The organism is Yersinia sp. Marseille-Q5920 (genome assembly GCF_946902935.1).
Taxonomy (GTDB): Bacteria; Pseudomonadota; Gammaproteobacteria; order Enterobacterales; family Enterobacteriaceae; genus Yersinia; species Yersinia rochesterensis.
This window is the reverse complement of the sequence record NZ_CAMPQA010000001.1, coordinates 298,680-321,080: the sequence shown is the minus strand read 5'-3', so window position 1 is coordinate 321,080 and position 22,401 is coordinate 298,680. Positions and strand designations below refer to the sequence as shown.

Here is a 22,401-nt window from a genome sequence, read left to right as displayed (position 1 = left end):
CTGCAATTCCAGTTCAAGGGTATAACCATAACTACAAGCACAGGACTAGCATGCTCGATCCCAATATGCTGCGCAATGAGCTAGACGCAGTCGCCGAAAGACTGGCTCGCAGAGGTTTTAAACTTGATGTTGATACGTTGCGCCAACAAGAAGAGCGCCGCAAAGTTTTACAGGTTGAAACAGAAAGTCTGCAAGCAGAACGTAACTCCCGATCGAAACTGATTGGCGCGGCCAAGGCGCGTGGCGAAGATATTGAACCATTACGTTTGGAAGTCAATGTCTTGGGTGAAAAGTTGGATGCAGCGAAAGCCGAGTTGGACAAGTTGCAAGACGAAATCCGCGATCTGGCGTTGTCTATTCCTAACTTGCCGGATGATTCTGTTCCAGTGGGTAAAGATGAAAACGATAATCTTGAAGTCAGCCGTTGGGGTGAACCTCGCCAGTATGACTTTGAGGTAAGGGATCACGTTTCCCTCGGTGAAATGGCCGGTGGGCTTGATTTTGCAGCAGCGGTGAAGCTGACTGGCGCGCGTTTTGTGGTGATGAAAGGGCAAATTGCCCGGATGCACCGCGCATTGGCACAGTTTATGCTCGATCTACACACTGAAAAACACGGCTATCTGGAAACTTACGTTCCTTATTTAGTTAACCATGCGACCCTTTATGGGACTGGCCAATTGCCTAAGTTCGGTGGTGACCTTTTCCATACCAAACCATTGGAAGAAGAATCTGACACCAGCACCTATGCATTGATTCCAACGGCGGAAGTGCCAGTGACCAACCTGGTGCGTGATGAGATTCTGGAAGAAGATTCCCTGCCATTGAAAATGACGGCACATACACCTTGTTTCCGTTCGGAAGCGGGTTCTTATGGTCGTGATACCCGCGGTTTGATCCGTATGCATCAGTTCGACAAAGTTGAGATGGTGCAGATAACACGCCCGGAAGATTCAATGGCGGCTCTGGAAGAGCTAACCGGCCATGCAGAGAAAGTGCTGCAATTGCTGGAGTTGCCATACCGTAAAGTCCTGTTGTGTACCGGCGATATGGGCTTTGGCTCCAGCAAAACTTACGATCTGGAAGTGTGGCTGCCGGCGCAGAATACTTACCGCGAAATCTCCTCATGTTCCAACATGTGGGATTTCCAGGCGCGCCGTATGCAAGCGCGTTGCCGTAACAAAACTGACAGAAAAACCCGTCTGGTTCATACCCTGAATGGTTCTGGTCTGGCGGTTGGGCGTACCTTGGTCGCAGTGCTGGAAAACTACCAGCAGGCTGATGGCCGTATTCAGGTGCCTGAAGTGTTACGCCCGTACATGGGCGGTTTAGAATTTATTGGCTAATAGCCGCGAGTCAATTTATCTCGCTTAGTTATCAGGCAGTTATAAAGCCCCCTTGGGGGCTTTTTCTTTTTGCGATTATCAGCGAATACCCGGGATTAAGGGCGCAGAGATTTATCCAACAACATATCGTGCTATCCACTCTCGTGATGTAATTGACTTTTTTATCACCAGTGGCATGATGCGCTCACTTCCCTTGTCCCGACGGCCTCTGTCTTATTATGTCCGCATATTCTCGCCCGGTGCTGCTTTTGCTCTGTGGGCTTTTGCTGTTTACGATTTCTATCGCGGTTTTGAATACATTAGTTCCCTTATGGTTATCTCATCAACAATTGTCGACCTGGCAAGTGGGGATGGTTAGCTCGTCATATTTTAGCGGGAACCTGGTCGGGACATTGATTGCCGGGCGGTTTATCCAGCAATTGGGCTTTAATCGCAGTTATCATTACTCCTGCATTTTATTCGCGCTGGCGACTTGTGGGTTGATGCTGTCGGTTGATTTTTGGAGCTGGCTGGGGTGGCGCTTTTTTGCCGGTGTGGCGTGTGCATTAATTTGGGTCATAGTCGAAAGTGCGCTACTGCGTAGTGGTACGGTAACCAACCGTGGCCAACTACTGGCGGCTTACATGATGATCTACTATCTGGGTACTGTCACTGGGCAATTACTCTTAGGCGTTGTCTCGACTCAACTGCTTAATGTTATCCCGTGGGTCAGTGCGTTGGTCATTACTGCCATGCTACCGCTGCTATTTGCGCATTTCTCGCATCAAGGGAGCGGCGAGTTACCCCATATTGCGGTTTGGCCGATGCTAAAGCGCCGTAGCGCACGTTTGGGGATTAATGGCTGCATTATCTCCGGTGTGTTATTAGGTTCGCTCTATGGGTTGCTGCCGTTGTATTTATCCCATCAAGGGATGAGTGATGCCAGTGTCGGGTGGTGGATGGCACTGCTGGTCAGTTCAGGGATTATTGGGCAGTGGCCAATTGGTAAAATGGCAGACCGCTATGGCCGCTTGTTAGTGCTGCGCATTCAGGTGTTTGTTGTGATTCTCGGCAGCGTGGCGGTTTTGGGTAACTATGCGCTTGCTCCGGCATTGTTTATTTTGGGATGCGCCGGTTTTACTCTATACCCGGTTGCCATGGCCTGGGCCTGTGAAAAGGCCAGTGCTGATGAGTTGGTCGCAATGAATCAGGCGCTCTTGATGAGTTATACCATTGGTAGCCTGACTGGGCCGACGATGACTTCATTGCTAATGCAGCGCTATTCAGACAATCTTTTGTTCATCATGATTGCGGGTGTGGCTTTGGTGTATTTAATGATGTTGCTGCGCAAACCCGATCAGCAAAAAACACCTTACGCGGCAGTATAACCGCTAAAAAAATGCCGCCAGTGGGGTAAACCTTGCATGGCGGCATGATTAAAAATCAGCGTGTTATTGATGGGTATTAATAGATCACTTTGTGACCATAACTTTCCAGAATACCCTTCACACGGTCCATAATTTCTTTGGTCGGGGGTTTTACCCCATCCAATTTGTACTCTTCACCCATGGCAATCCATTTGTGCTTACCCAATTCGTGGTAAGGCAACAATTCGATTTTCTCGATATTGGTCATGTTCTGAGTAAACTCACCCAGCATATGGGCTGATTTGTCGTCATCTGACCAACCCGGAACCACCACATAACGAACCCAGGTTTTCTGATTACGTTTTGCTAAGTAGCGGGCAAATTCCAGCGTTCGGTGATTGGACACACCGACCAGATTTTGATGCACGCTGTCATCCATCTGTTTTAAATCCAGCATGACTAAATCTGTGGCGTCTAATAGTTCATCAATCACTGGATCATAGCGACGTACAAAACCGTTAGTGTCCAGGCAAGTATGAATACCTTCTTCATGACAAGCACGGAACCAATCACGAACAAATTCTGCTTGCAAGATAGCTTCGCCACCGGAGGCAGTCACACCGCCACCAGAAGCATTCATAAAGTGACGATAAGTCACGGCTTCTTTGACCAATTCATCGACAGTAACTTCTTTACCGCCGTGGGTATCCCAGGTATCACGGTTATGGCAATACAGGCAGCGCATTAAGCAGCCTTGGAAGAACACGATAAATCGAATACCCGGGCCGTCAACGGTGCCACAGGATTCGAATGAGTGAATGCGGCCAAGTACGGACATTGCAGGTTACTCCAATACTGGATAAATAAAGGCCCCACTAAGGTGGAGCCTTTTAGTTTAATCTATTTTAGTTAGAACTTATATTGACTGAGTGAATGTACGAGTAATCACATCCTGCTGCTGTTCTTTAGTCAGCGCATTGAAACGAACAGCGTAACCAGAGACACGGATAGTTAACTGCGGATATTTTTCCGGGTTTTCCATCGCGTCTAACAGCATTTCACGGTTCATTACGTTCACGTTCAGGTGTTGACCACCTTCGATGGACGCTTCGTGATGGAAGTAACCATCCATCAGACCTGCCAGGTTAGCTTTACGAACTTCGTCGTCTTTACCCAGTGCATTTGGCACGATAGAGAAGGTATAAGAAATACCATCTTTCGCGTAAGCAAACGGCAGTTTAGCAACAGAAGTCAGAGAGGCAACAGCACCTTTCTGGTCACGACCGTGCATTGGGTTAGCACCTGGACCGAATGGAGCACCAGCGCGACGGCCATCTGGGGTGTTACCGGTTTTCTTACCATAAACCACGTTAGAGGTAATGGTCAGTACAGACTGAGTGGCTACTGCACCACGGTAAGTACGCAGCTTCTGAATTTTCTTCATGAAGCGCTCAACCAGATCACAGGCGATGTCATCAACACGTGAGTCGTTGTTACCAAATTGTGGATACTCGCCTTCGATGTTGAAGTCGATAGCCAGGCCATCAGCATCACGAATGGTGCTTACTTTGGCATATTTGATAGCAGACAGGGAGTCAGCAGCAACAGACAGACCTGCGATACCACACGCCATAGTACGGTAAACATCACGGTCATGCAGAGCCATCAGCGCAGCTTCATAGCTGTACTTGTCGTGCATGTAGTGAATGATGTTCAGCGAGGTAACGTATTGTTTAGCCAGCCAATCCATAAAGTGATCCATGCGTTCCATGACTTTGTCATAGTCCAGCACTTCATCCATCATTGGCGCTTCTTTCGGGCCAACCTGGATCTTCATTTTTTCATCAACGCCGCCATTGATTGCATACAACATGGTTTTCGCCAGGTTGGCACGCGCACCAAAGAACTGCATTTGTTTACCGACAATCATTGGGCTAACACAACAAGCGATAGCATAGTCATCGTTGTTGAAGTCAGGGCGCATCAGGTCATCGTTTTCATACTGTACAGATGAAGTATCGATAGACACTTTAGCTGCATATTTTTTGAAGTTCAGTGGCAGCTTTTCAGACCACAGAATGGTCATGTTCGGCTCTGGAGACGGCCCCATGGTGTACAGGGTGTTCAAGAAGCGGAAGCTGGTTTTAGTCACCAGAGTACGGCCATCAACGCCCATACCTGCTAGTGATTCAGTTGCCCAGATTGGGTCACCAGAGAACAGCTCATCATACTCAGGGGTACGCAAGAAGCGAACCATACGCAGTTTCATCACCAAATGGTCAATCAATTCCTGCGCTTCGATTTCGGTCAGTTTGCCTTCTTTCATGTCACGTTCGATGTAAACGTCAAGGAAAGTAGACACGCGGCCGAAGGACATGGCAGCACCGTTCTGAGATTTAACCGCAGCCAGGTAGCCGAAGTAAGTCCACTGTACTGCTTCTTTAGCGTTAGTCGCTGGACCTGAGATATCGCAACCATATTTGGCTGCCATTTCTTTGATTTGACCCAGAGCACGATGCTGTTCAGCAATTTCTTCGCGCAGCTGGATAGTCATTTCCAGGTCTTTACCGTTTTCCAGGTCATCCTGTAGAGAGTTGAACTGAGCCAGTTTGTCTTTCATCAGGTAGTCGATACCGTAAACGGCTACGCGACGATAGTCACCGATGATACGGCCACGACCATAAGCATCTGGCAAACCAGTCAGTACACCAGATTTACGGCAGTTCAGGATGTCTTTGGTATAAACGTCAAACACACCTTGGTTGTGTGTCTTGCGGTAATCGGTGAAGACTTTTTTCAGTTGTGGGTCAAGTTCACGACCATAAACTTTGCAAGAGCCTTCGACCATTTTAATGCCGCCGAATGGGATCAGCGCACGTTTCAATGGTTTTTCAGTCTGCAAACCAACGATGGTTTCCAGATCTTTATCAATATAACCCGCATCATGGGAAGTGATGGTCGCGACGACGTCGGTATCGAAATCAACTGGCGCATGAGTGCGGTTTTCCAGTTTGATACCTTCCATAACTTTCGCCCACAACTTGTCGGTCGCTTCGGTAGAGCCGGCAAGGAAGGATTCATCGCCTTCATAAGGCGTGTAGTTTTTCTGGATGAAGTCACGAACGTTGACTTCTTTCTGCCAATCACCTTGGGTAAAACCTTGCCATGCTTTGGCCAATTTTTCATTAAGTTCGGTCATAATGCATCTACCTTTTAATGTGAATTTCTTCGAAAACCGTGTGCGGCCACACTTAATGTTGCTGGTCACCGCGCAGATAAATTATCCAGTAAGTCAACCCTACCAATAATCCGCCACCAATGATGTTGCCAATAGTGACTGGAATCAGGTTATCAATAATAAAGTTACTTACGGTTAAGTGAGCAAATTGCTCCGGTGCAGATCCTATGGATTGCCAAAACTCAGGCGATGCGAAGTTTTTAATCACAATACCCATAGGGATCATAAACATATTTGCGATGCTATGCTCAAAGCCGCTGGCAACAAACATTCCCACCGGTAAAATCATCGCAAACATTTTGTCCATTATGGTACGGCCGGAGTAACTCATCCAAACCGCCAGGCAGACCATTAAGTTAGCCAGAATGCCTAAACAGACTGCTTCAACAAAAGTATGGTGCAATTTGTGGTCGGCTGTTTGTAAAACATTCAGACCCCATTGACCATTTGCCACCGTATGTTGTCCCGCAAACCAAATAAGGCACACGAAAAATAGCGCACCGCAAAGGTTCCCAATATAGACATTAACCCAGTTGCATCCCAGTTGACGCCAGGTAATACGGCCACTGGCTTTGGCTACAGTTGTGAGCACGGTAGAAGTGAAAAGATCACCACCACATACCACAACTAACATTAGCCCTAGGGAGAAACAAATACCACCCACCAACTTGGCAAAGCCGAAAGGCACGCCTGCGGTACCGGTAGTCGCTGTAATATAAAAAACAAACGCAATTGAAATAAACACACCAGCAGTAATCGCTAAATAAAAAGTTTTTAGCGGATGCTTGGTGGCTTTATAGACACCGGCATCTTCGGCTACTTTAGCCATTGCCGCAGGTAATAATGCATCGAAGGGGTTGTCAGCTTTCACACTAACTCTCTCTTAAGGGTTAATAAAGCACAACGAGATACTAGCAAAGCAGTATAGCGTGAAAATTGATATGGATCATATTGCGAGAGTTTAGTTCGCTTTAAAACACTACAAAATGTGTGCTTAATGAGCTTAACTTTTTGATTTTTAAAATAAAAAAATATTTTAATATTTACAAATATTTTTGATTGCACTGTTTTAAAGCCGTTGAGAACGTTAAATAAAAACAGTATTTGTAGCTATTTTTATTCATCGCTGTCATTAAAAATTAACTATTTATTTACCTGTTTCTCTGTTTTATCTGATGAGTAAATAATGTTTGTTTAAAGGTGCTGTTTTTTACCTCAGGCGGCGTCAGAAAGTAACGTTTTTTTATGACAAAAACAATTGTTGGCTTGCGGTGTTTGTATTTAATTTAGTCAGGAATAATTGCAAAAAATTAATAGGCGAGAAATCTTGAGATAAAAAAAGCGGCATTTGCCGCTTCATTGGTTAATTACGGCCCCAACAGACAGATAACTAAAATCTGTGGGGCAGCGGGGCTTACTCGCTTTTTGCCCAATAACGGCGTTTTGCTGCCTGTAATTTGGCATAAGCACCCAGCAGTGCTTGATGCGCTGGTAGAGCTTTGAGGTCTTCATCGACACTAAACAGGCCATTAAAGCGTTCTTCACCGGCGATAGCCGCTGATGCGGCCTCTACAGCCTCTTGACCATACATTTTCACAAAAGCGCTATAATACTGGGCTGCATCACGTTCTGGCTCTTGGGTCAGCAACAGCAGAGTTTGCAGGCAACGATAATAATTAGCCTGTTTCGCAGTGAACACAGAAGAGTTGAAATCTTGTGTCCACTCGACCCAAATTAGCGCTTGTTCCAAATCACCGCCCGCCAAGGCCAGCATGGATTTCAACTCGCCAACCCGCAGAGTGTACCAGCCGTTATCTTTACCGGAGGCAATACCCAGCAGCTCACGGACTCGGGCGAAATCATCTAAACCTTCATCATCCAAGGTCTGAATAAGTTCCAGATATTGTGCTGGCTGCCAATCAGTGTCCGGCAGGGCCAGTAAAGTGCTGCGCAGATGCACGCCCATGGTGTTGTTCGCCATCAGCAAATCTTCAGCAGGGTAAATATCTGACCAGCCTGGCACCAGAATCCGGCAGGCGTAGACACTTAAATGTTCATAATCAGCGATATACACTTCAGCATCTTCTTGCTTGAAGATAGCCATCAAGGTGGCGAACTCTTCTTCAGTGGTGCCTTTAAAGCTCCAATCCACGAAAGGATAATCAGCTTGTTGTTTAAACATATCCCAGCTGATTAAGCCGCTTGAATCGATAAAGTGTGTTTCCAGATTGGTATGTTCAGCCACTTCTTCATCATCAAAGGTTGGCGCGGTAAACACATCCAAGTCTTTAAGGCTACGACCTTGCAATAATTCAGTCACGGTACGTTCAAGGGCTACACCGAAATCTGGGTGTGCGCCAAATGAAGCAAAACAAGTTCCGTTGGATGGGTTAAACAGCACCACACAAATGACCGGATAAGCACCGCCTAAAGAAGCATCGTAAGACAGGATCGGGAAACCTTCCTCTTCCAGCTTGGCGATAGCTTCCACCACGCCCGGATAGCGATTTAACACGTCGGCCGGGATCTCTGGCAAGCTGATAGATTCGGCGATAATGCGATTTTTCACTGAACGTTCAAACACTTCAGACAATGCTTGCACGCGGGCTTCATTGGCGGTATTCCCCGCAGACATGCCGTTTGAAACATACAGATTGCCGATAATATTCATCGGAATATAGACAGTTTCTAAATCTGACTGGCGGATGAATGGCAGAGAGCAGATACCGCGCGCCGCATTACCTGACTGCAAATCCACCAGGTCACTACTCACCAGCTCATTTTCTGGATCGTAAAACGTCAACAGGCGCTCATCCAGAATACCTTCCGGCAACAAGTCATCTTCAGGGATGGGGAACCATTTTTCATTCGGATAATGAACAAAGTCACCTTCCGCAATGCCTTTGCCCAGATAGAAGTCCGCAAAGAAATAGTTAGTGGATAAACGTTCGAAATATTCACCCAAGGCCGAAGCCAATGCGGCTTTCTTGCTAGCGCCTTTGCCATTAGTAAAGCACAGCGGACAGTCACGATCGCGGATATGTACCGACCAAACGTGAGGAACCGGATTCAGCCAAGAGGCTTCTTCAATATTAAAACCGAGGTCGCTCAGTTTTTGCTGAAAGCGGGAGATGGAGTCTTCCAGCGCGGCGTCTTTGCCGGGAATAAAAGTTTGGGTCATTGTCTTCACTTTTTGGCGGTACTAAAAACGCGCAATCATACGGGGTTTTAGTTAATAGCTCCATGTATTCCTAAAGCGCAGTAAATGTCACAGTTTTGATATGGATATTCCGGATAATTCGCTAGCTCATAAATGATGGAGTCATAATATGAAGTCTATAAAGCTAACTGTCTTAGCCGGAATCTTAGCAGGGATCAGTGGTTCGGCCTTTGCTCTACCCAATATCACCTTGTTGGCGACCGGAGGAACTATCGCCGGCGGCGGCGATTCAGCCACTAAATCAAACTATACCGCCGGAAAACTGGGCGTGGATGCCTTGGTCAACGCCGTGCCGGAAATGAAAAAACTCGCCAATATTCAAGGTGAGCAAGTGGTGAATATCGGTTCTCAGGATATGAATGATGAAGTTTGGTTGAAATTGGCAAAAAAAATTAATGCTGATTGTGCCAAAACCGACGGATTCGTGATTACCCATGGGACGGATACATTGGAGGAAACTGCCTATTTTCTCGACTTAACCGTCAACTGTGATAAGCCGGTAGTGATGGTGGGGGCAATGCGCCCGGCGACGGCTCTGGGCGCTGATGGCCCACTGAACCTCTACAATGCCGTGGTGGTGGCCAGTGATGCTAACTCGGCTAAACGTGGGGTGCTGGTGGCCATGAATGACCAGGTATTGACGGGCCGTGATGTGATGAAAACCAATACGACCTCGGTGCAAACCTTCCAGTCACCTAATACTGGCCCACTGGGCTATATCTATGATGGTAAAGTGAATTATTTGCATCAGCCGGCACCAAGGCAGCCAGCTTTTGATATCAGTAAGCTGAATGAGTTGCCGAAAGTGGGCATTATTTATAACTATGCTAATGCCTCCGATTTGCCCGCTAAGGCATTGATTGCTGATGGTTATAAAGGGATTGTCAGTGCCGGTGTGGGCAACGGCAACCTGTATCATACTGTGTTCGATACACTGGCAACCGCAGCACATAATGGCGTTGCCGTGGTGCGTTCATCCCGTGTCCCCACCGGATCTACCACTGAAGATGCTGAAGTGGATGATACTAAATATGGCTTTGTTGCCTCCGGCTCACTTAATCCACAAAAAGCACGGGTGCTGTTGCAATTGGCATTAACCCAAACGCAAAAACCACAAGAAATTCAAAAATTGTTCCACACCTATTGATCTAGTCAAACTCTGACGGGGGCTTCGGCCTCCGTATCTCTTTAATTCCTGTAATCTGAAATAAAAATACTAATGCCTTCAGTCAGCTACCTTTAACAGGTGCGCGGCAACATTTTGCCCTTTTTAGACGGCAGGATAACAATAAATGAAAACTTTTGATTTCAACCGGATGGCGCTGGATAAATTCCCTATTGAATTTTTAGCAGAGGTGGGGGTTCGGTGTTTATTGACTTTTGTATTGGTCTTTTTATTTCTTAAGCTGAGTGGCCGCCGTGGTGTACGGCAGATGTCACTATTTGAGGTGGTTATCATTTTGACCCTCGGCTCAGCCGCCGGTGATGTCACTTTTTATGAAGATGTGCCGATACTGCCCGTGGTTATGGTATTCATCAGCATTATGCTTTTGTACCGACTGGCCACTTTCCTCATGTCGCGCAGTGAAAAAATCCAACAATGGATGGAAGGGAAGCCACTCATTATTATCAGTGACGGGGTATTTGTTTGGAAAACCATGCAGCAGGAAAATATTACGCACGATGAATTTTTTATGGAGTTGCGCCAACAAGGTGTCGAGCATCTCGGTCAGGTGCGGCTAGCCATTCTGGAGGTCAATGGGGCTATCAGTGTCTTTTTCTTCAGTACCGAAAAGGTTAAGCCCGGCCTGCCTGTATTGCCAAAATCATGCATTAACCAATTAATTAATAAAGAAAAAATGGGTGAATATGCTTGTGGCCAATGTGGCCTGATTGTTACATTTTCTGATGATTCACATGCTACTTGCCAATGTTGCGGTCACCACCACTGGGTCGAGGCTTTGCATCATCCGCGGGCAAAATGAGTTATCTATCATGCAACAAGGTTATGACTGAGCCAGTTTTAGTGAATAGTTTCAAATAAATGACAAGATAACGCACAGCCTGCTGTGGAAGAGAGGGCGAGTTTCGCCTTCGTGAGTGAATAACCATTGCAGCAGGCGGACTCGAATGATAAAACCGAGTCAGGATAATGATGGCAATCTCAGTTGAGTGTGGTGAGGGGAAATGACACAGGTTTATAATTTTAGCGCTGGTCCAGCAATGCTACCGGTTGAAGTTTTACGTCGTGCGGAACAGGAATTGCGTAACTGGCATGGTCTGGGCACGTCGGTGATGGAAATCAGCCACCGAAGTAAAGAATTTATGCAGGTCGCAGAAGAGGCTGAAAAAGATTTACGCGATTTGATGCAGATCCCAGCCAATTATAAAGTGTTATTTTGCCACGGCGGCGCACGCGCACAGTTCGCTGCTGTGCCTCTAAATTTGCTCGGCGACAATAACAGTGCCGATTACATCGACGGCGGCTATTGGGCGCACAGTGCGATCAATGAAGCTCAGAAATACTGCACGCCGAATGTGATTGATGTGAAAACTGAGGTTGATGGCCGAACCGGTATTCAGCCGATGAAACAATGGAAATTGAGTGATAATGCCGCCTATGTGCATTATTGCCCGAATGAAACCATTGACGGGTTGGCTATCAATGAAGAGCCTGATTTTGGCAGCAAAGTCGTGGTTGCGGATTACTCTTCATCCATTCTCTCCCGCCCCATTGATGTCAGCCGTTATGGTGTGATTTATGCGGGTGCCCAGAAGAATATTGGCCCAGCCGGTTTGACCCTGGTTATCGTGCGCGAAGATTTGCTCGGTAAAGCCCGCACGGAACTGCCGTCAATTCTTGATTACAAGGTGCTGGCAGAGAATGATTCAATGTTCAACACCCCGCCAACTTTTGCCTGGTATCTGTCCGGCTTGGTATTTAAATGGCTGAAAGAACAGGGCGGTTTGGGCGAAATGGAAAAACGTAATCAGGCGAAAGCTGAGTTGCTGTATGGTGCCATCGACAAAACCGGCTTCTACTGCAATCAGGTTGCTATTGCCAACCGCTCTTGGATGAATGTGCCATTCCAAATGAGAGATCCTTCACTGGACAAACTGTTCTTGAGCGAAGCAGAAGCGCAAGGGCTGCAAGCCTTAAAAGGTCACCGTGTTGCCGGGGGCATGCGCGCCTCTATCTATAACGCGATGCCAATTGAGGGCGTGAAAGCATTAACCGATTTTATGGCTGACTTTGAACGCCGCCATGGTTGATTGCTCTGAGCAAATATTAGTTTTATTTATTAAGTAATTACAACAGCCCCGTCCTGTGCGGGGCTGTTGTTCATCAAAGACTGGAGAGTGCTTTTCCCATGCTGGAATCCCTGACTTTACACCCCATAGCCCTGATTAATGGCACAGTTAACTTACCCGGATCTAAAAGTGTTTCTAACCGTGCACTTCTTCTGGCTGCGCTGGCTGAGGGGACGACCCAGCTGAATAACTTGTTAGACAGTGATGACATCCGCCATATGCTCAATGCATTACAGGCATTGGGAGTAAAATTCCGTCTTTCTGCCGACAGAACGCGCTGTGAAGTTGATGGGCTGGGCGGCAAGTTGGTTGCTGAGCAACCATTAGAATTGTTCTTGGGCAATGCAGGAACGGCCATGCGTCCGCTGGCGGCCGCCCTTTGTTTGGGGAGCAATGACATTGTATTAACCGGTGAACCGCGCATGAAAGAGCGGCCAATTGGTCATTTGGTCGATGCATTGCGCCAGGGCGGGGCACAGATTGATTATCTGGAGCAAGAAAATTACCCGCCGCTGCGCTTATGCGGTGGTTTCCGTGGTGGCAAACTGACCGTAGATGGCAGTGTTTCCAGCCAATTCCTGACAGCGCTCCTGATGACGGCCCCCTTAGCGGAGCAAGATACTGACATTCAGATTCAAGGGGAGTTGGTATCTAAACCTTACATCGACATTACCCTGCATCTGATGAAAACCTTTGGTGTAGATGTTGTGCATGAAAATTATCAGGTTTTCCACATTAAAGGCGGGCAGACTTATCATTCACCAGGTACCTATCTGGTTGAGGGCGATGCATCTTCCGCTTCTTATTTCCTCGCCGCCGCCGCGATTAAAGGCGGGACAGTGCGCGTAACCGGTATTGGTAAAAAAAGTGTGCAGGGCGATACCAAATTTGCTGATGTGCTGGAGAAAATGGGCGCTAAAGTAAGTTGGGGTGATGATTATATCGAGTGTAGCCGGGGGAAATTACAGGGGATTGATATGGATATGAACCATATTCCTGATGCTGCAATGACCATTGCCACCACCGCACTGTTTGCCGATGGCCCGACGACTATTCGTAATATCTATAACTGGCGCGTGAAAGAAACCGACCGCTTATCCGCGATGGCGACAGAGCTGAGAAAAGTGGGCGCACAAGTGGAAGAGGGGCAGGATTACATTCGTGTTGTCCCTCCAGCACAATTAATCGCAGCAGAAATAGGCACTTATAATGACCATCGAATGGCGATGTGTTTCTCGCTGGTGGCTTTATCTGACACTCAGGTCACTATCCTTGACCCTAAATGTACCGCGAAGACTTTCCCAGATTACTTCGAGCAATTAGCGCGGCTGAGCCAATTAGCCTGATCAATCTTTACCGGGTTTATCAGCATGAGATGGGTACCAGTGAGTACCCATTTTTTATTCTGTAACAGACGGTTTTCTCACAAAACTTCACCGATTTTTGCCTGTTAATAGATAAAGAATAAATATTTTTTCTGGCTATCTTTCCCATCTCTTCTACACTCCAGCCACGGCTTATGGTTTTATTTTCAGCAACTAAACCACCGCAGGGTAACAGTTCACTTCGATGCAGCGTATAATACTGCTCCTGTGTTTGCCCTGCCGGGTAGACAAGAGGTTTTGCCTACCGAAAGGAGAGATAAATGACGGCGTCAGCCCCGGTGATAACCGTTGATGGACCAAGTGGTGCAGGTAAAGGTACGCTTTGCAAAGCATTGGCTGAATCGTTGGATTGGCGTTTGCTGGATTCCGGTGCGATATACCGTGTTTTAGCTTTGGCGGCACTGCATCATCAGGTAGATATCAGCACCGAAGAGGCATTAGTTCCACTTGCCGCACATCTCGATGTTCGTTTTGTTTCGCAAAATGGGCAGTTAAAAGTCATTTTAGAAGGTGAGGACGTCAGTAATGAGATCCGCACTGAAACTGTGGGAAATACAGCATCTCAGGCAGCGGCTTTTCCTCGGGTGCGTGAAGCATTATTGCGTCGCCAGCGGGCTTTTCGTGAACCGCCCGGCCTGATTGCCGATGGCCGTGATATGGGCACGGTGGTGTTCCCAGATGCCCCGGTGAAAATATTTCTTGATGCAAGTTCACAAGAACGTGCGCACAGGCGTATGCTACAGTTGCAGGAAAAGGGGTTTAATGTTAACTTTGAACGTCTTTTGTCCGAGATACAGGAGCGGGACTCTCGCGATCGTAATCGGGCTATTGCACCTTTAGTCCCTGCGGCAGATGCGTTGGTACTGGATTCAACCAGTATGTCCATCGAGCAGGTGATCGAACAGGCGCTGGCTTATGCCCAACGAATTCTAGCGTTGCCGTTAAAAAAATAGCGACAATGCGGTCAGTTCTGAGCTCTCAATGATTTATTTTTTAAATAAAATTATTTTTGATGAGCACTTTAACCTTGCTGCAAGGATGTGTGGCGAGGCATGTGAAACAACCCCATCCGGCGGGATGCTAGATGGACGTTAAACTTAAGAATCCTGAAGATTATAAACATGACAGAATCTTTTGCTCAACTCTTTGAAGAATCCCTGAAAACAATTGAAACACGTCCGGGCTCTATCGTCCGTGGTGTTGTTGTTTCTATCGATAAAGATATCGTACTGGTTGACGCCGGTCTGAAATCTGAGTCAGCAATTCCAGTAGAACAGTTCAAGAACGCGCAAGGCGAACTGGAAATTCAAGTCGGTGACGAAGTTGACGTGGCTCTGGACGCTGTTGAAGACGGCTTCGGTGAAACTCTGCTGTCCCGTGAGAAAGCTAAGCGCCATGAAGCATGGCTGATGCTGGAAAAAGCTTACGAAGAAGCTGCAACCGTTACTGGTGTGATCAACGGCAAAGTGAAGGGCGGCTTTACAGTCGAACTGAACGGCATCCGTGCGTTCTTGCCTGGTTCACTGGTTGATGTGCGCCCAGTTCGCGATACTCTGCATCTGGAAGGCAAAGAGCTTGAGTTCAAAGTCATCAAGCTGGATCAGAAACGCAACAACGTGGTTGTTTCTCGTCGTGCAGTTATCGAATCTGAGAACAGCGCTGAGCGTGATCAATTGCTGGAAAACCTGCAAGAAGGCATGGAAGTTAAGGGTATCGTTAAGAACCTGACTGACTACGGTGCATTCGTTGATCTGGGTGGCGTTGATGGCTTGCTGCACATTACTGACATGGCTTGGAAACGTGTTAAACACCCAAGCGAAATCGTCAATGTGGGCGACGAAATCACTGTTAAAGTTCTGAAATTCGACCGCGAACGTACTCGTGTATCCCTTGGCTTGAAACAGCTGGGCGAAGATCCATGGGTTGCTATCGCTAAACGTTACCCAGAAAGCACTAAGCTGACTGGTCGTGTAACTAACCTGACTGATTACGGCTGCTTTGTAGAAATCGAAGAAGGCGTTGAAGGCTTGGTACACGTTTCAGAAATGGATTGGACCAACAAAAACATTCACCCGTCTAAAGTTGTTAACGTTGGCGACGTAGTGGAAGTTATGGTTCTGGACATCGATGAAGAACGTCGTCGTATTTCTCTGGGCCTGAAACAGTGCAAATCTAACCCATGGCAGCTGTTTGCAGAAACCCACAACAAAAACGACCGCGTTGAAGGTAAAATCAAGTCTATCACTGACTTCGGTATCTTCATCGGCTTGGACGGCGGCATCGACGGCCTGGTTCACCTGTCTGACATCTCCTGGAACGTTGCAGGCGAAGAAGCAGTTCGTGAATACAAGAAAGGCGACGAAATCGCAGCTGTGGTTCTGCAAGTTGACGCAGAACGTGAGCGTATCTCCTTGGGCGTGAAACAACTGGCTGAAGATCCGTTCAATAACTACCTGTCTGTTAACAAGAAAGGTGCTATTGTTACGGGTAAAGTCACTGCAGTTGACGCTAAAGGTGCTACAGTTGAATTGGCAGGCGGCGTAGAAGGTTATCTGCGTGCTTCTGAAGCAACTCGCGACCGCGTTGAAGATGCGACGCTGGTTCTGAACGTCGGTGATGAAGTTGAAGCCAAATATACTGGCGTTGACCGCAAAAACCGCGTAATCAGCCTGTCTGTTCGTGCTAAAGACGAAGCTGATGAGAAAGATGCTATTGCTACAGTTAACAACAAGCCAGAAGAAGGTAACTTCTCTAGCGCAATGGCAGAAGCGTTCAAAGCTGCAAAAGGCGAGTAATAACGGGGGGCGATCTTTTCGCCCCTATACGGTAGTTTAGCTGCAAAGCTTGGAGGTAATATGACCAAGTCTGAACTTATTGAAAGACTTGCTGGCCAGCACTCTCATATTCCGGCTAAGGCCGTTGAGGATGCAGTGAAAGAAATGCTTGAACATATGGCTGGAACACTAGCTGAAGGTGAGCGCATTGAGATCCGCGGATTTGGCAGTTTTTCTCTTCACTACCGTGCTCCGCGTGTTGGTCGTAACCCGAAAACTGGTGATAAAGTTGAGTTGGAAGGTAAGTACGTTCCACACTTTAAGCCAGGTAAAGAGTTGCGTGATCGCGCTAATATCTACGGTTAAGTTGTTTACAGCTTACCGCGTTATTATTTATGTCCGAAACACGCGGAGCTATTGCTTCCAGTGAAAGGATATAAAGCTGATACGAAACGGTGCCCCTAAAGGCACCGTTTTTATTTGTTTTTGTATATTAATCTTGACGATGTATCCCTGCCAAAATGCCTTACCCATCAATATATTCCTGATTATTTTAGATGCATCCCGCATTTCCTTTACAGATTTTGCAACTCAATAAAACTGTTCGCGTATCGGCTCGGAACTCCTGTCAGTGGTGCTGGCCCTATAACCAATCTACATAGAAAATTAGTTTCTCACCCACAGTGAGCGGATAGCCATGAGGCTATTTGAGAGTCATAACATGGATGGTTGCTTATCACTTTATCAACAGATCATTGCGCGTTTGCTATCATCGCGGGTCTTTTACCTCTTATTTTGCTACCTCATCTCCCAGGCCCCGGGGTGATTGGCGTGTTACTGGCATTGGGCGCATTGCTATGGGTTAGCGGCAATACTTATTGTCAGTGTCTTGCATTGGCTCTGATGAGTTTTGTTTGGGGATGTTGGCACGGCGATAAGATGTTGATGCAGATTGAGCAATTCACTCAGGGAGATCAACAGATCGTCGCCACAATAAGCAATTCACATTTGTTTTGGGGAGAAGGTAATAAGGTTCTCTTAAATATTCAGCAGATCAATGGAAAGAAGGTGTTTCCTGCTATTAAGGTCACCGTCAAATGGCAAGAGGGCCTGGATTATTGTGCCGGGCAACAATGGCAGTTCTGGCTCCGCATGCGAGGTGTACATAGTTTGCTCAACGAAGGCGGTTTTGATAGCCAGCGTTGGGCTATAGCGAATCGCCGTCCATTACAGGGACGAATCATTAGAGCCGAATTACTTGATGCGCCTTGTAATGCTCGCCAGCAAATCATCCGTATTGTGGAACGGCAACTTGAACCCTATAAACAACGGCAGATATTGCTGGCACTGGCTTTTGGTGAAAGAAGCCAACTGGAACCCCAGTATTGGGCGCTGTTGCGTGATACCGGGACGGCCCATTTAATGGCAATTTCAGGGTTACACATTGCTATGGCGGCGTTATTTGGTGGGATGTTGGCTCGGGCGATTCAGTTTTTACTCCCCGTTAGTCGAGTTGGTCCGCTGTTTCCGCTATTAACTGGCTGGATGGTTGCTGTCATTTACGTTTGGTTAGCAGGGGGGAATCCCCCAGCAGTTAGAGCCGTTATGGCACTAACGCTATGGTTACTGCTTAGGCTTTTTAATGTCTCCTGTAGTACATGGCAAGTATGGTTATGGGCACTAGCGCTAATTTTGCTTAGTGATCCTCTTGCAATACTTTCGGACAGTTTTTGGCTCTCCTGCTTGGCGGTATTTAGTTTGATATGTTGGTTTTATTGGGTACCGCTTTCCCCACGGTTTAAAACAGGTTGGCCGGGGCTGGTTATTCGCGGGCTCCATTTGCAATTCGGTATGATGTTGCTGCTGATGCCATTGCAAATAGTTTTGTTTCATGGCATCAGTTTATTCTCAATGCCTGCAAATTTGTGGGCAGTGCCTCTCGTTTCCTTAATTACTGTCCCTTGTGTTTTGCTGGCTTTGGCTTTCTCTCTCCTTCCTGTGGTTGCTGGGGTGTTCTGGTCGTTGGCTGATATATCGTTGACTGCGGTACTCTTCCCGCTGAGTCTGATGAGAATGGGCTGGTTTCATACTGGAACGGCATCAGTTGCTATCGGATTCAGTGGTTGGCTAGCCATGTTTATATGGCGTTTTGGATGGTGGCGTAACTATTCTATTGGGGTCATGGTGCTTTGTGTGAATCTGGCATTATTGACTCAGCGCCGTGATGAATACCAATGGCGGGTTGATATGTTAGATATTGGGCATGGTCTGGCGGTAGTCATTGAGCACAAGGGGAAAGCCATTATTTTTGATACAGGTAATCGCTGGGTAACCGGCAGCATGGCATCAATGGTGATTTTGCCTTATTTACGCTGGCGAGGTATCACTGTTGAGCAAATTATTCTCAGCCATGACCATCAGGACCATACCGGAGGTTTAGCTGAGATTCAGGCCGCTTTTCCCATGGCTACGGTTCGCGCTCCTTTTTCCTTAAAAGATGTTGTACATACATTGCCTTGTAAACAAGGGGTAGCATGGCAGTGGCAAGGTTTGAATTTCGAGGTGTTATGGCCGCGAGTGCAGGTTGCCAATGCTCAGAATGATGATTCGTGTGTTATTCGTGTTGATGATGGAAAACACAGCTTATTACTGACTGGTGACCTTGAAATGCGCGGTGAGAGAGAGTTGATTAAAAATTCTCGTGCTAAATTAGCTTCAACGTTACTACAGGTTCCTCATCATGGGAGCAATACATCTTCGACACCACCTTTTCTGCGGGCGGTAAAGCCAGAATTGGCTTTTGCTTCTGTTGCACGCTATAACCAATGGCGTCTCCCAGCGAGAAAAGTGACTAAGCGTTACAAAAAAAATAACATTATTTGGCGAGATACCTCGGTGTCAGGACAATTAAGTGTTTATTTTTACAGCAATAGTTGGCAAATTAATGGTTATAGGGAACAATTAATGCCTCGTTGGTATCACCAGCAATTTGGCGTTGGAGGTCATAATGAGTAGAATGGGCCGCTATTTCTTCTGGTGCTGGTATTTGCATGATGAATGATAAAGATCTATCCACTTGGCAGACGTTTCGTCGCCTCTGGCCATTGATCTCTCCTTATAAGACCGGTCTTGTTGTTGCAGCGATAGCATTAATCCTTAATGCCGCCAGTGACACCTTTATGCTGTCATTACTAAAACCCTTGCTTGACGATGGTTTTGGTAAGGCTAATAGCTCAATTTTAAAATGGATGCCTCTGGCCGTTATCGGCTTAATGGTGGTTCGTGGCATAACTGGCTTTATTTCAAGCTATTGCATCTCGTGGGTCTCTGGCAAAGTAGTGATGCATATCCGTCGCCGCTTATTCAGCCATATGATGGGAATGCCGGTTTCATTTTTTGACCAGCAATCAACCGGTACATTGCTATCACGTATTACTTATGACTCCGAACAGGTAGCAGCATCATCTTCTGGCGCACTGGTTACAGTGGTGCGAGAAGGGGCTTCTATCATCGGTTTGTTTATTATGATGTTTTATTACAGCTGGCAGTTGTCGCTGATTTTAATCGTCATTGCACCGATTGTGTCGATTTCTATCCGGTTGGTATCTAAGCGTTTTCGCAATATCAGTAAAAATATGCAAAGCACCATGGGGGAAGTGACCACCAGTGCAGAGCAAATGCTGAAAGGGCATAAAGAAGTTTTGATCTTCGGCGGCCAAAAAGTTGAAACTGAGCGCTTTGAAGCTGTGAGTAACCGCATGCGCCAGCAAGGGATGAAACTGGTTTCTGCTTCTTCGATTTCAGATCCTATTATCCAGTTGATAGCTTCTTTTGCTTTGGCATTTGTATTGTATGCAGCAAGCTTTCCCAGTGTGATGGAAACACTGACCGCCGGTACTATTACCGTGGTGTTCTCAGCCATGATTGCGCTGATGCGTCCGTTGAAATCACTGACCAATGTGAATGCTCAATTCCAACGTGGGATGGCTGCTTGCCAGACATTGTTCACTATTTTGGATATGGAGCAGGAAAAAGATGAAGGTAAACTGGAAGTTGAACGCGCTAAAGGCGAAATAGAATTCCGCCATGTGACGTTCTACTATCCGGGCAAAGATACCCCGGCACTGAATGACATCAATATGCATATCGATGCCGGTAAAACGGTTGCATTGGTGGGGCGCTCAGGCTCGGGTAAGTCAACTATCGCTAATTTAATGACTCGTTTCTATGATGTCAGTGAAGGCAGTATTTTGTTGGATGGTCATGACTTACGTGATTACCGATTGGGTGCATTACGCAACCAGGTCGCGTTGGTGTCGCAAAATGTTCATCTGTTCAATGATACGGTGGCGAATAACATTGCTTATGCCCGTGATGAGCAGTACAGCCGCGCGGAAATTGAAGAAGCTGCCCGCATGGCTTATGCCATGGACTTTATCAATAAAATGGAAAATGGCCTGGACACCGTTATTGGTGAAAACGGCGTCATGCTCTCCGGTGGTCAGCGCCAGCGCATTGCCATTGCACGGGCGCTGTTACGGGATTGCCCAATATTGATTCTGGATGAAGCGACTTCGGCACTGGATACTGAATCAGAGCGGGCAATTCAGGCCGCATTGGATGAATTGCAGAAAAACCGTACTTCACTGGTCATTGCCCACCGTTTGTCGACCATCGAAAAAGCAGATGAGATCCTGGTCATTGAGGATGGACGCATTGTGGAGCGCGGCATGCATGCAGAATTGCTGGCGAAAAAGGGCGTTTATGCTCAACTTAACCGTATGCAGTTTGGCCAATGATTGAGCGCATCTGGTCTGGAAAGTCTTGGCTGTATTTGCTATTGCTGCCGCTGTCCTGGCTATATGGTGCAATCACTTGGCTTATCCGTGTCAGTTATACTCTGGGGTTGCGTTCGGCGTGGCGCTCCCCAGTGCCTGTCATTATTGTGGGTAATCTGACTGCCGGCGGTAATGGTAAAACGCCAGTAGTTATTTGGTTGGTGGAACAGCTGAAACAGCGGGGTTACCGCATCGGGGTTGTCTCCCGAGGTTACGGTGGTAAGTCTGTGTATCCGTTACTGCTATCCAGCGAGACCACAACCACTCAGGCCGGTGATGAACCGGTTCTGATCTATCAACGAACAGGTGCCCCTGTTGCGGTCTCGCCAAAGCGTTCTGATGCGGTTAAAGCATTACTGGAATCTCATGATTTGGATTTCATTATTACTGATGACGGATTGCAGCATTATGCATTACAGCGGGATTTCGAGCTGGTGGTGATTGATGGTGTTCGCCGCTTTGGTAATGGTTGGTGGCTGCCCGCAGGCCCGATGCGCGAGCGGGCAGGGCGACTGCGCTCAGTCGATGCGGTGATAACCAATGGTGGTATTGCTGCCGCCGGTGAAATACCGATGCAACTGGTTGTACAGAAAGCTGTCAATTTGGTGACGGGCGAACGTTTTCCTGCGCAGCAATTACAGCATGTCGTTGCCATGGCCGGGATTGGTCATCCCCCGCGCTTTTTTGCTACGCTAAGTCTGCTCGGCATTGAGCCTAACAAGGAATATGCTTTCGCTGACCATCAGGATTATTCATTGTCTCAACTTAGCTCGCTGACTTCCGGGCCACAAATTTTGCTAATGACTGAAAAAGATGCTGTTAAGTGTCGAGCTTTTGCTCAGCCCAATTGGTGGTATTTGCCAGTGGATGCGCAGTTACCTCCTGACCAGGCTGAACAATTACTGTTGAAAATTCAAGCGCTAGCGCGACATTCTGCATAATCCA

16 protein-coding genes are annotated in these 22,401 nt (G+C 47.2%); 12 read left to right on the top strand and 4 right to left on the bottom strand.

The genetic code is table 11. The annotated features are described in order from the left end of the window. Nucleotides 1–50 precede the first annotated feature (50 nt). Together serS and OVO64_RS01545 are read left to right on the top strand one after the other, a co-directional pair. A complete protein-coding gene (gene serS, locus OVO64_RS01550) occupies nucleotides 51–1,343 on the top strand; it encodes a serine--tRNA ligase (protein ID WP_038632081.1) in 1,293 nt (430 codons plus the stop codon). Nucleotides 1,344–1,561: 218 nt separating this feature from the next. Then, complete coding sequence (locus OVO64_RS01545) at nucleotides 1,562–2,710, top strand: MFS transporter (protein WP_038632084.1); 1,149 nt, start codon at nucleotides 1,562–1,564, stop codon at nucleotides 2,708–2,710. A gap of 76 nt (nucleotides 2,711–2,786) precedes the next feature. Here OVO64_RS01545 and pflA read toward each other — a convergent pair whose 3' ends face one another. The 4 genes from pflA to ycaO form a co-directional block, all read right to left on the bottom strand. Further along, complete coding sequence (pflA, locus tag OVO64_RS01540) at nucleotides 2,787–3,527, bottom strand: pyruvate formate lyase 1-activating protein (RefSeq protein WP_038632086.1); 741 nt, start codon at nucleotides 3,525–3,527, stop codon at nucleotides 2,787–2,789. A gap of 78 nt (nucleotides 3,528–3,605) precedes the next feature. Beyond that, entirely contained in the window at nucleotides 3,606–5,888 is a 2,283-nt protein-coding gene (gene pflB / locus OVO64_RS01535) for a formate C-acetyltransferase (RefSeq protein ID WP_038632089.1), read from the bottom strand. A 52-nt stretch (nucleotides 5,889–5,940) separates the two neighbouring features. Further along, nucleotides 5,941–6,798, bottom strand: a complete 858-nt coding sequence (focA, locus tag OVO64_RS01530; protein WP_038632091.1) for a formate transporter FocA — start codon at nucleotides 6,796–6,798, stop codon at nucleotides 5,941–5,943. A 543-nt stretch (nucleotides 6,799–7,341) separates the two neighbouring features. Then, complete coding sequence (gene ycaO, locus OVO64_RS01525; protein WP_267248540.1) at nucleotides 7,342–9,108, bottom strand: 30S ribosomal protein S12 methylthiotransferase accessory factor YcaO; 1,767 nt, start codon at nucleotides 9,106–9,108, stop codon at nucleotides 7,342–7,344. A 148-nt stretch (nucleotides 9,109–9,256) separates the two neighbouring features. Between ycaO and ansB the strand changes: the two genes are divergently transcribed. The 10 genes from ansB to lpxK all read left to right on the top strand — a co-directional run bounded on the left by ansB (nucleotide 9,257) and on the right by lpxK (nucleotide 22,397). After that, on the top strand, nucleotides 9,257–10,294 hold the full coding sequence (gene ansB, locus OVO64_RS01520) for an L-asparaginase 2 (RefSeq protein ID WP_267248539.1): 1,038 nt from the start codon (nucleotides 9,257–9,259) through the stop codon (nucleotides 10,292–10,294). 145 nt (nucleotides 10,295–10,439) lie between these two features. Next, entirely contained in the window at nucleotides 10,440–11,132 is a 693-nt protein-coding gene (locus tag OVO64_RS01515; protein ID WP_038632096.1) for a YetF domain-containing protein, read from the top strand. 202 nt (nucleotides 11,133–11,334) lie between these two features. Beyond that, nucleotides 11,335–12,420: a 3-phosphoserine/phosphohydroxythreonine transaminase gene (gene serC / locus OVO64_RS01510; protein WP_038632098.1), complete on the top strand. Its 1,086-nt coding sequence runs from the start codon at nucleotides 11,335–11,337 to the stop codon at nucleotides 12,418–12,420. Between the two features lie 98 nt (nucleotides 12,421–12,518). Continuing rightward, entirely contained in the window at nucleotides 12,519–13,805 is a 1,287-nt protein-coding gene (gene aroA, locus OVO64_RS01505; protein ID WP_038632100.1) for a 3-phosphoshikimate 1-carboxyvinyltransferase, read from the top strand. Nucleotides 13,806–14,104: 299 nt separating this feature from the next. Beyond that, on the top strand, nucleotides 14,105–14,797 hold the full coding sequence (gene cmk / locus OVO64_RS01500) for a (d)CMP kinase (RefSeq protein WP_038632102.1): 693 nt from the start codon (nucleotides 14,105–14,107) through the stop codon (nucleotides 14,795–14,797). A gap of 168 nt (nucleotides 14,798–14,965) precedes the next feature. Continuing rightward, nucleotides 14,966–16,639 carry a 30S ribosomal protein S1 gene (gene rpsA / locus OVO64_RS01495; RefSeq protein WP_038632104.1) on the top strand — a complete coding sequence of 558 codons (1,674 nt, stop codon included), beginning with the start codon at nucleotides 14,966–14,968 and terminating at the stop codon, nucleotides 16,637–16,639. A 60-nt stretch (nucleotides 16,640–16,699) separates the two neighbouring features. Beyond that, nucleotides 16,700–16,984, top strand: coding sequence for an integration host factor subunit beta (gene ihfB / locus OVO64_RS01490; protein WP_032820038.1), 285 nt, complete (start codon nucleotides 16,700–16,702; stop codon nucleotides 16,982–16,984). A 363-nt stretch (nucleotides 16,985–17,347) separates the two neighbouring features. Then, a complete protein-coding gene (locus OVO64_RS01485) occupies nucleotides 17,348–19,633 on the top strand; it encodes a ComEC family protein (protein ID WP_038632107.1) in 2,286 nt (761 codons plus the stop codon). 35 nt (nucleotides 19,634–19,668) lie between these two features. Next, a complete protein-coding gene (gene msbA, locus OVO64_RS01480) occupies nucleotides 19,669–21,417 on the top strand; it encodes a lipid A ABC transporter ATP-binding protein/permease MsbA (protein WP_004391094.1) in 1,749 nt (582 codons plus the stop codon). Beyond that, on the top strand, nucleotides 21,414–22,397 hold the full coding sequence (gene lpxK / locus OVO64_RS01475) for a tetraacyldisaccharide 4'-kinase (protein ID WP_038632109.1): 984 nt from the start codon (nucleotides 21,414–21,416) through the stop codon (nucleotides 22,395–22,397). The genes msbA and lpxK overlap by 4 nt, the downstream gene beginning before the upstream one ends. Nucleotides 22,398–22,401 lie beyond the last annotated feature (4 nt).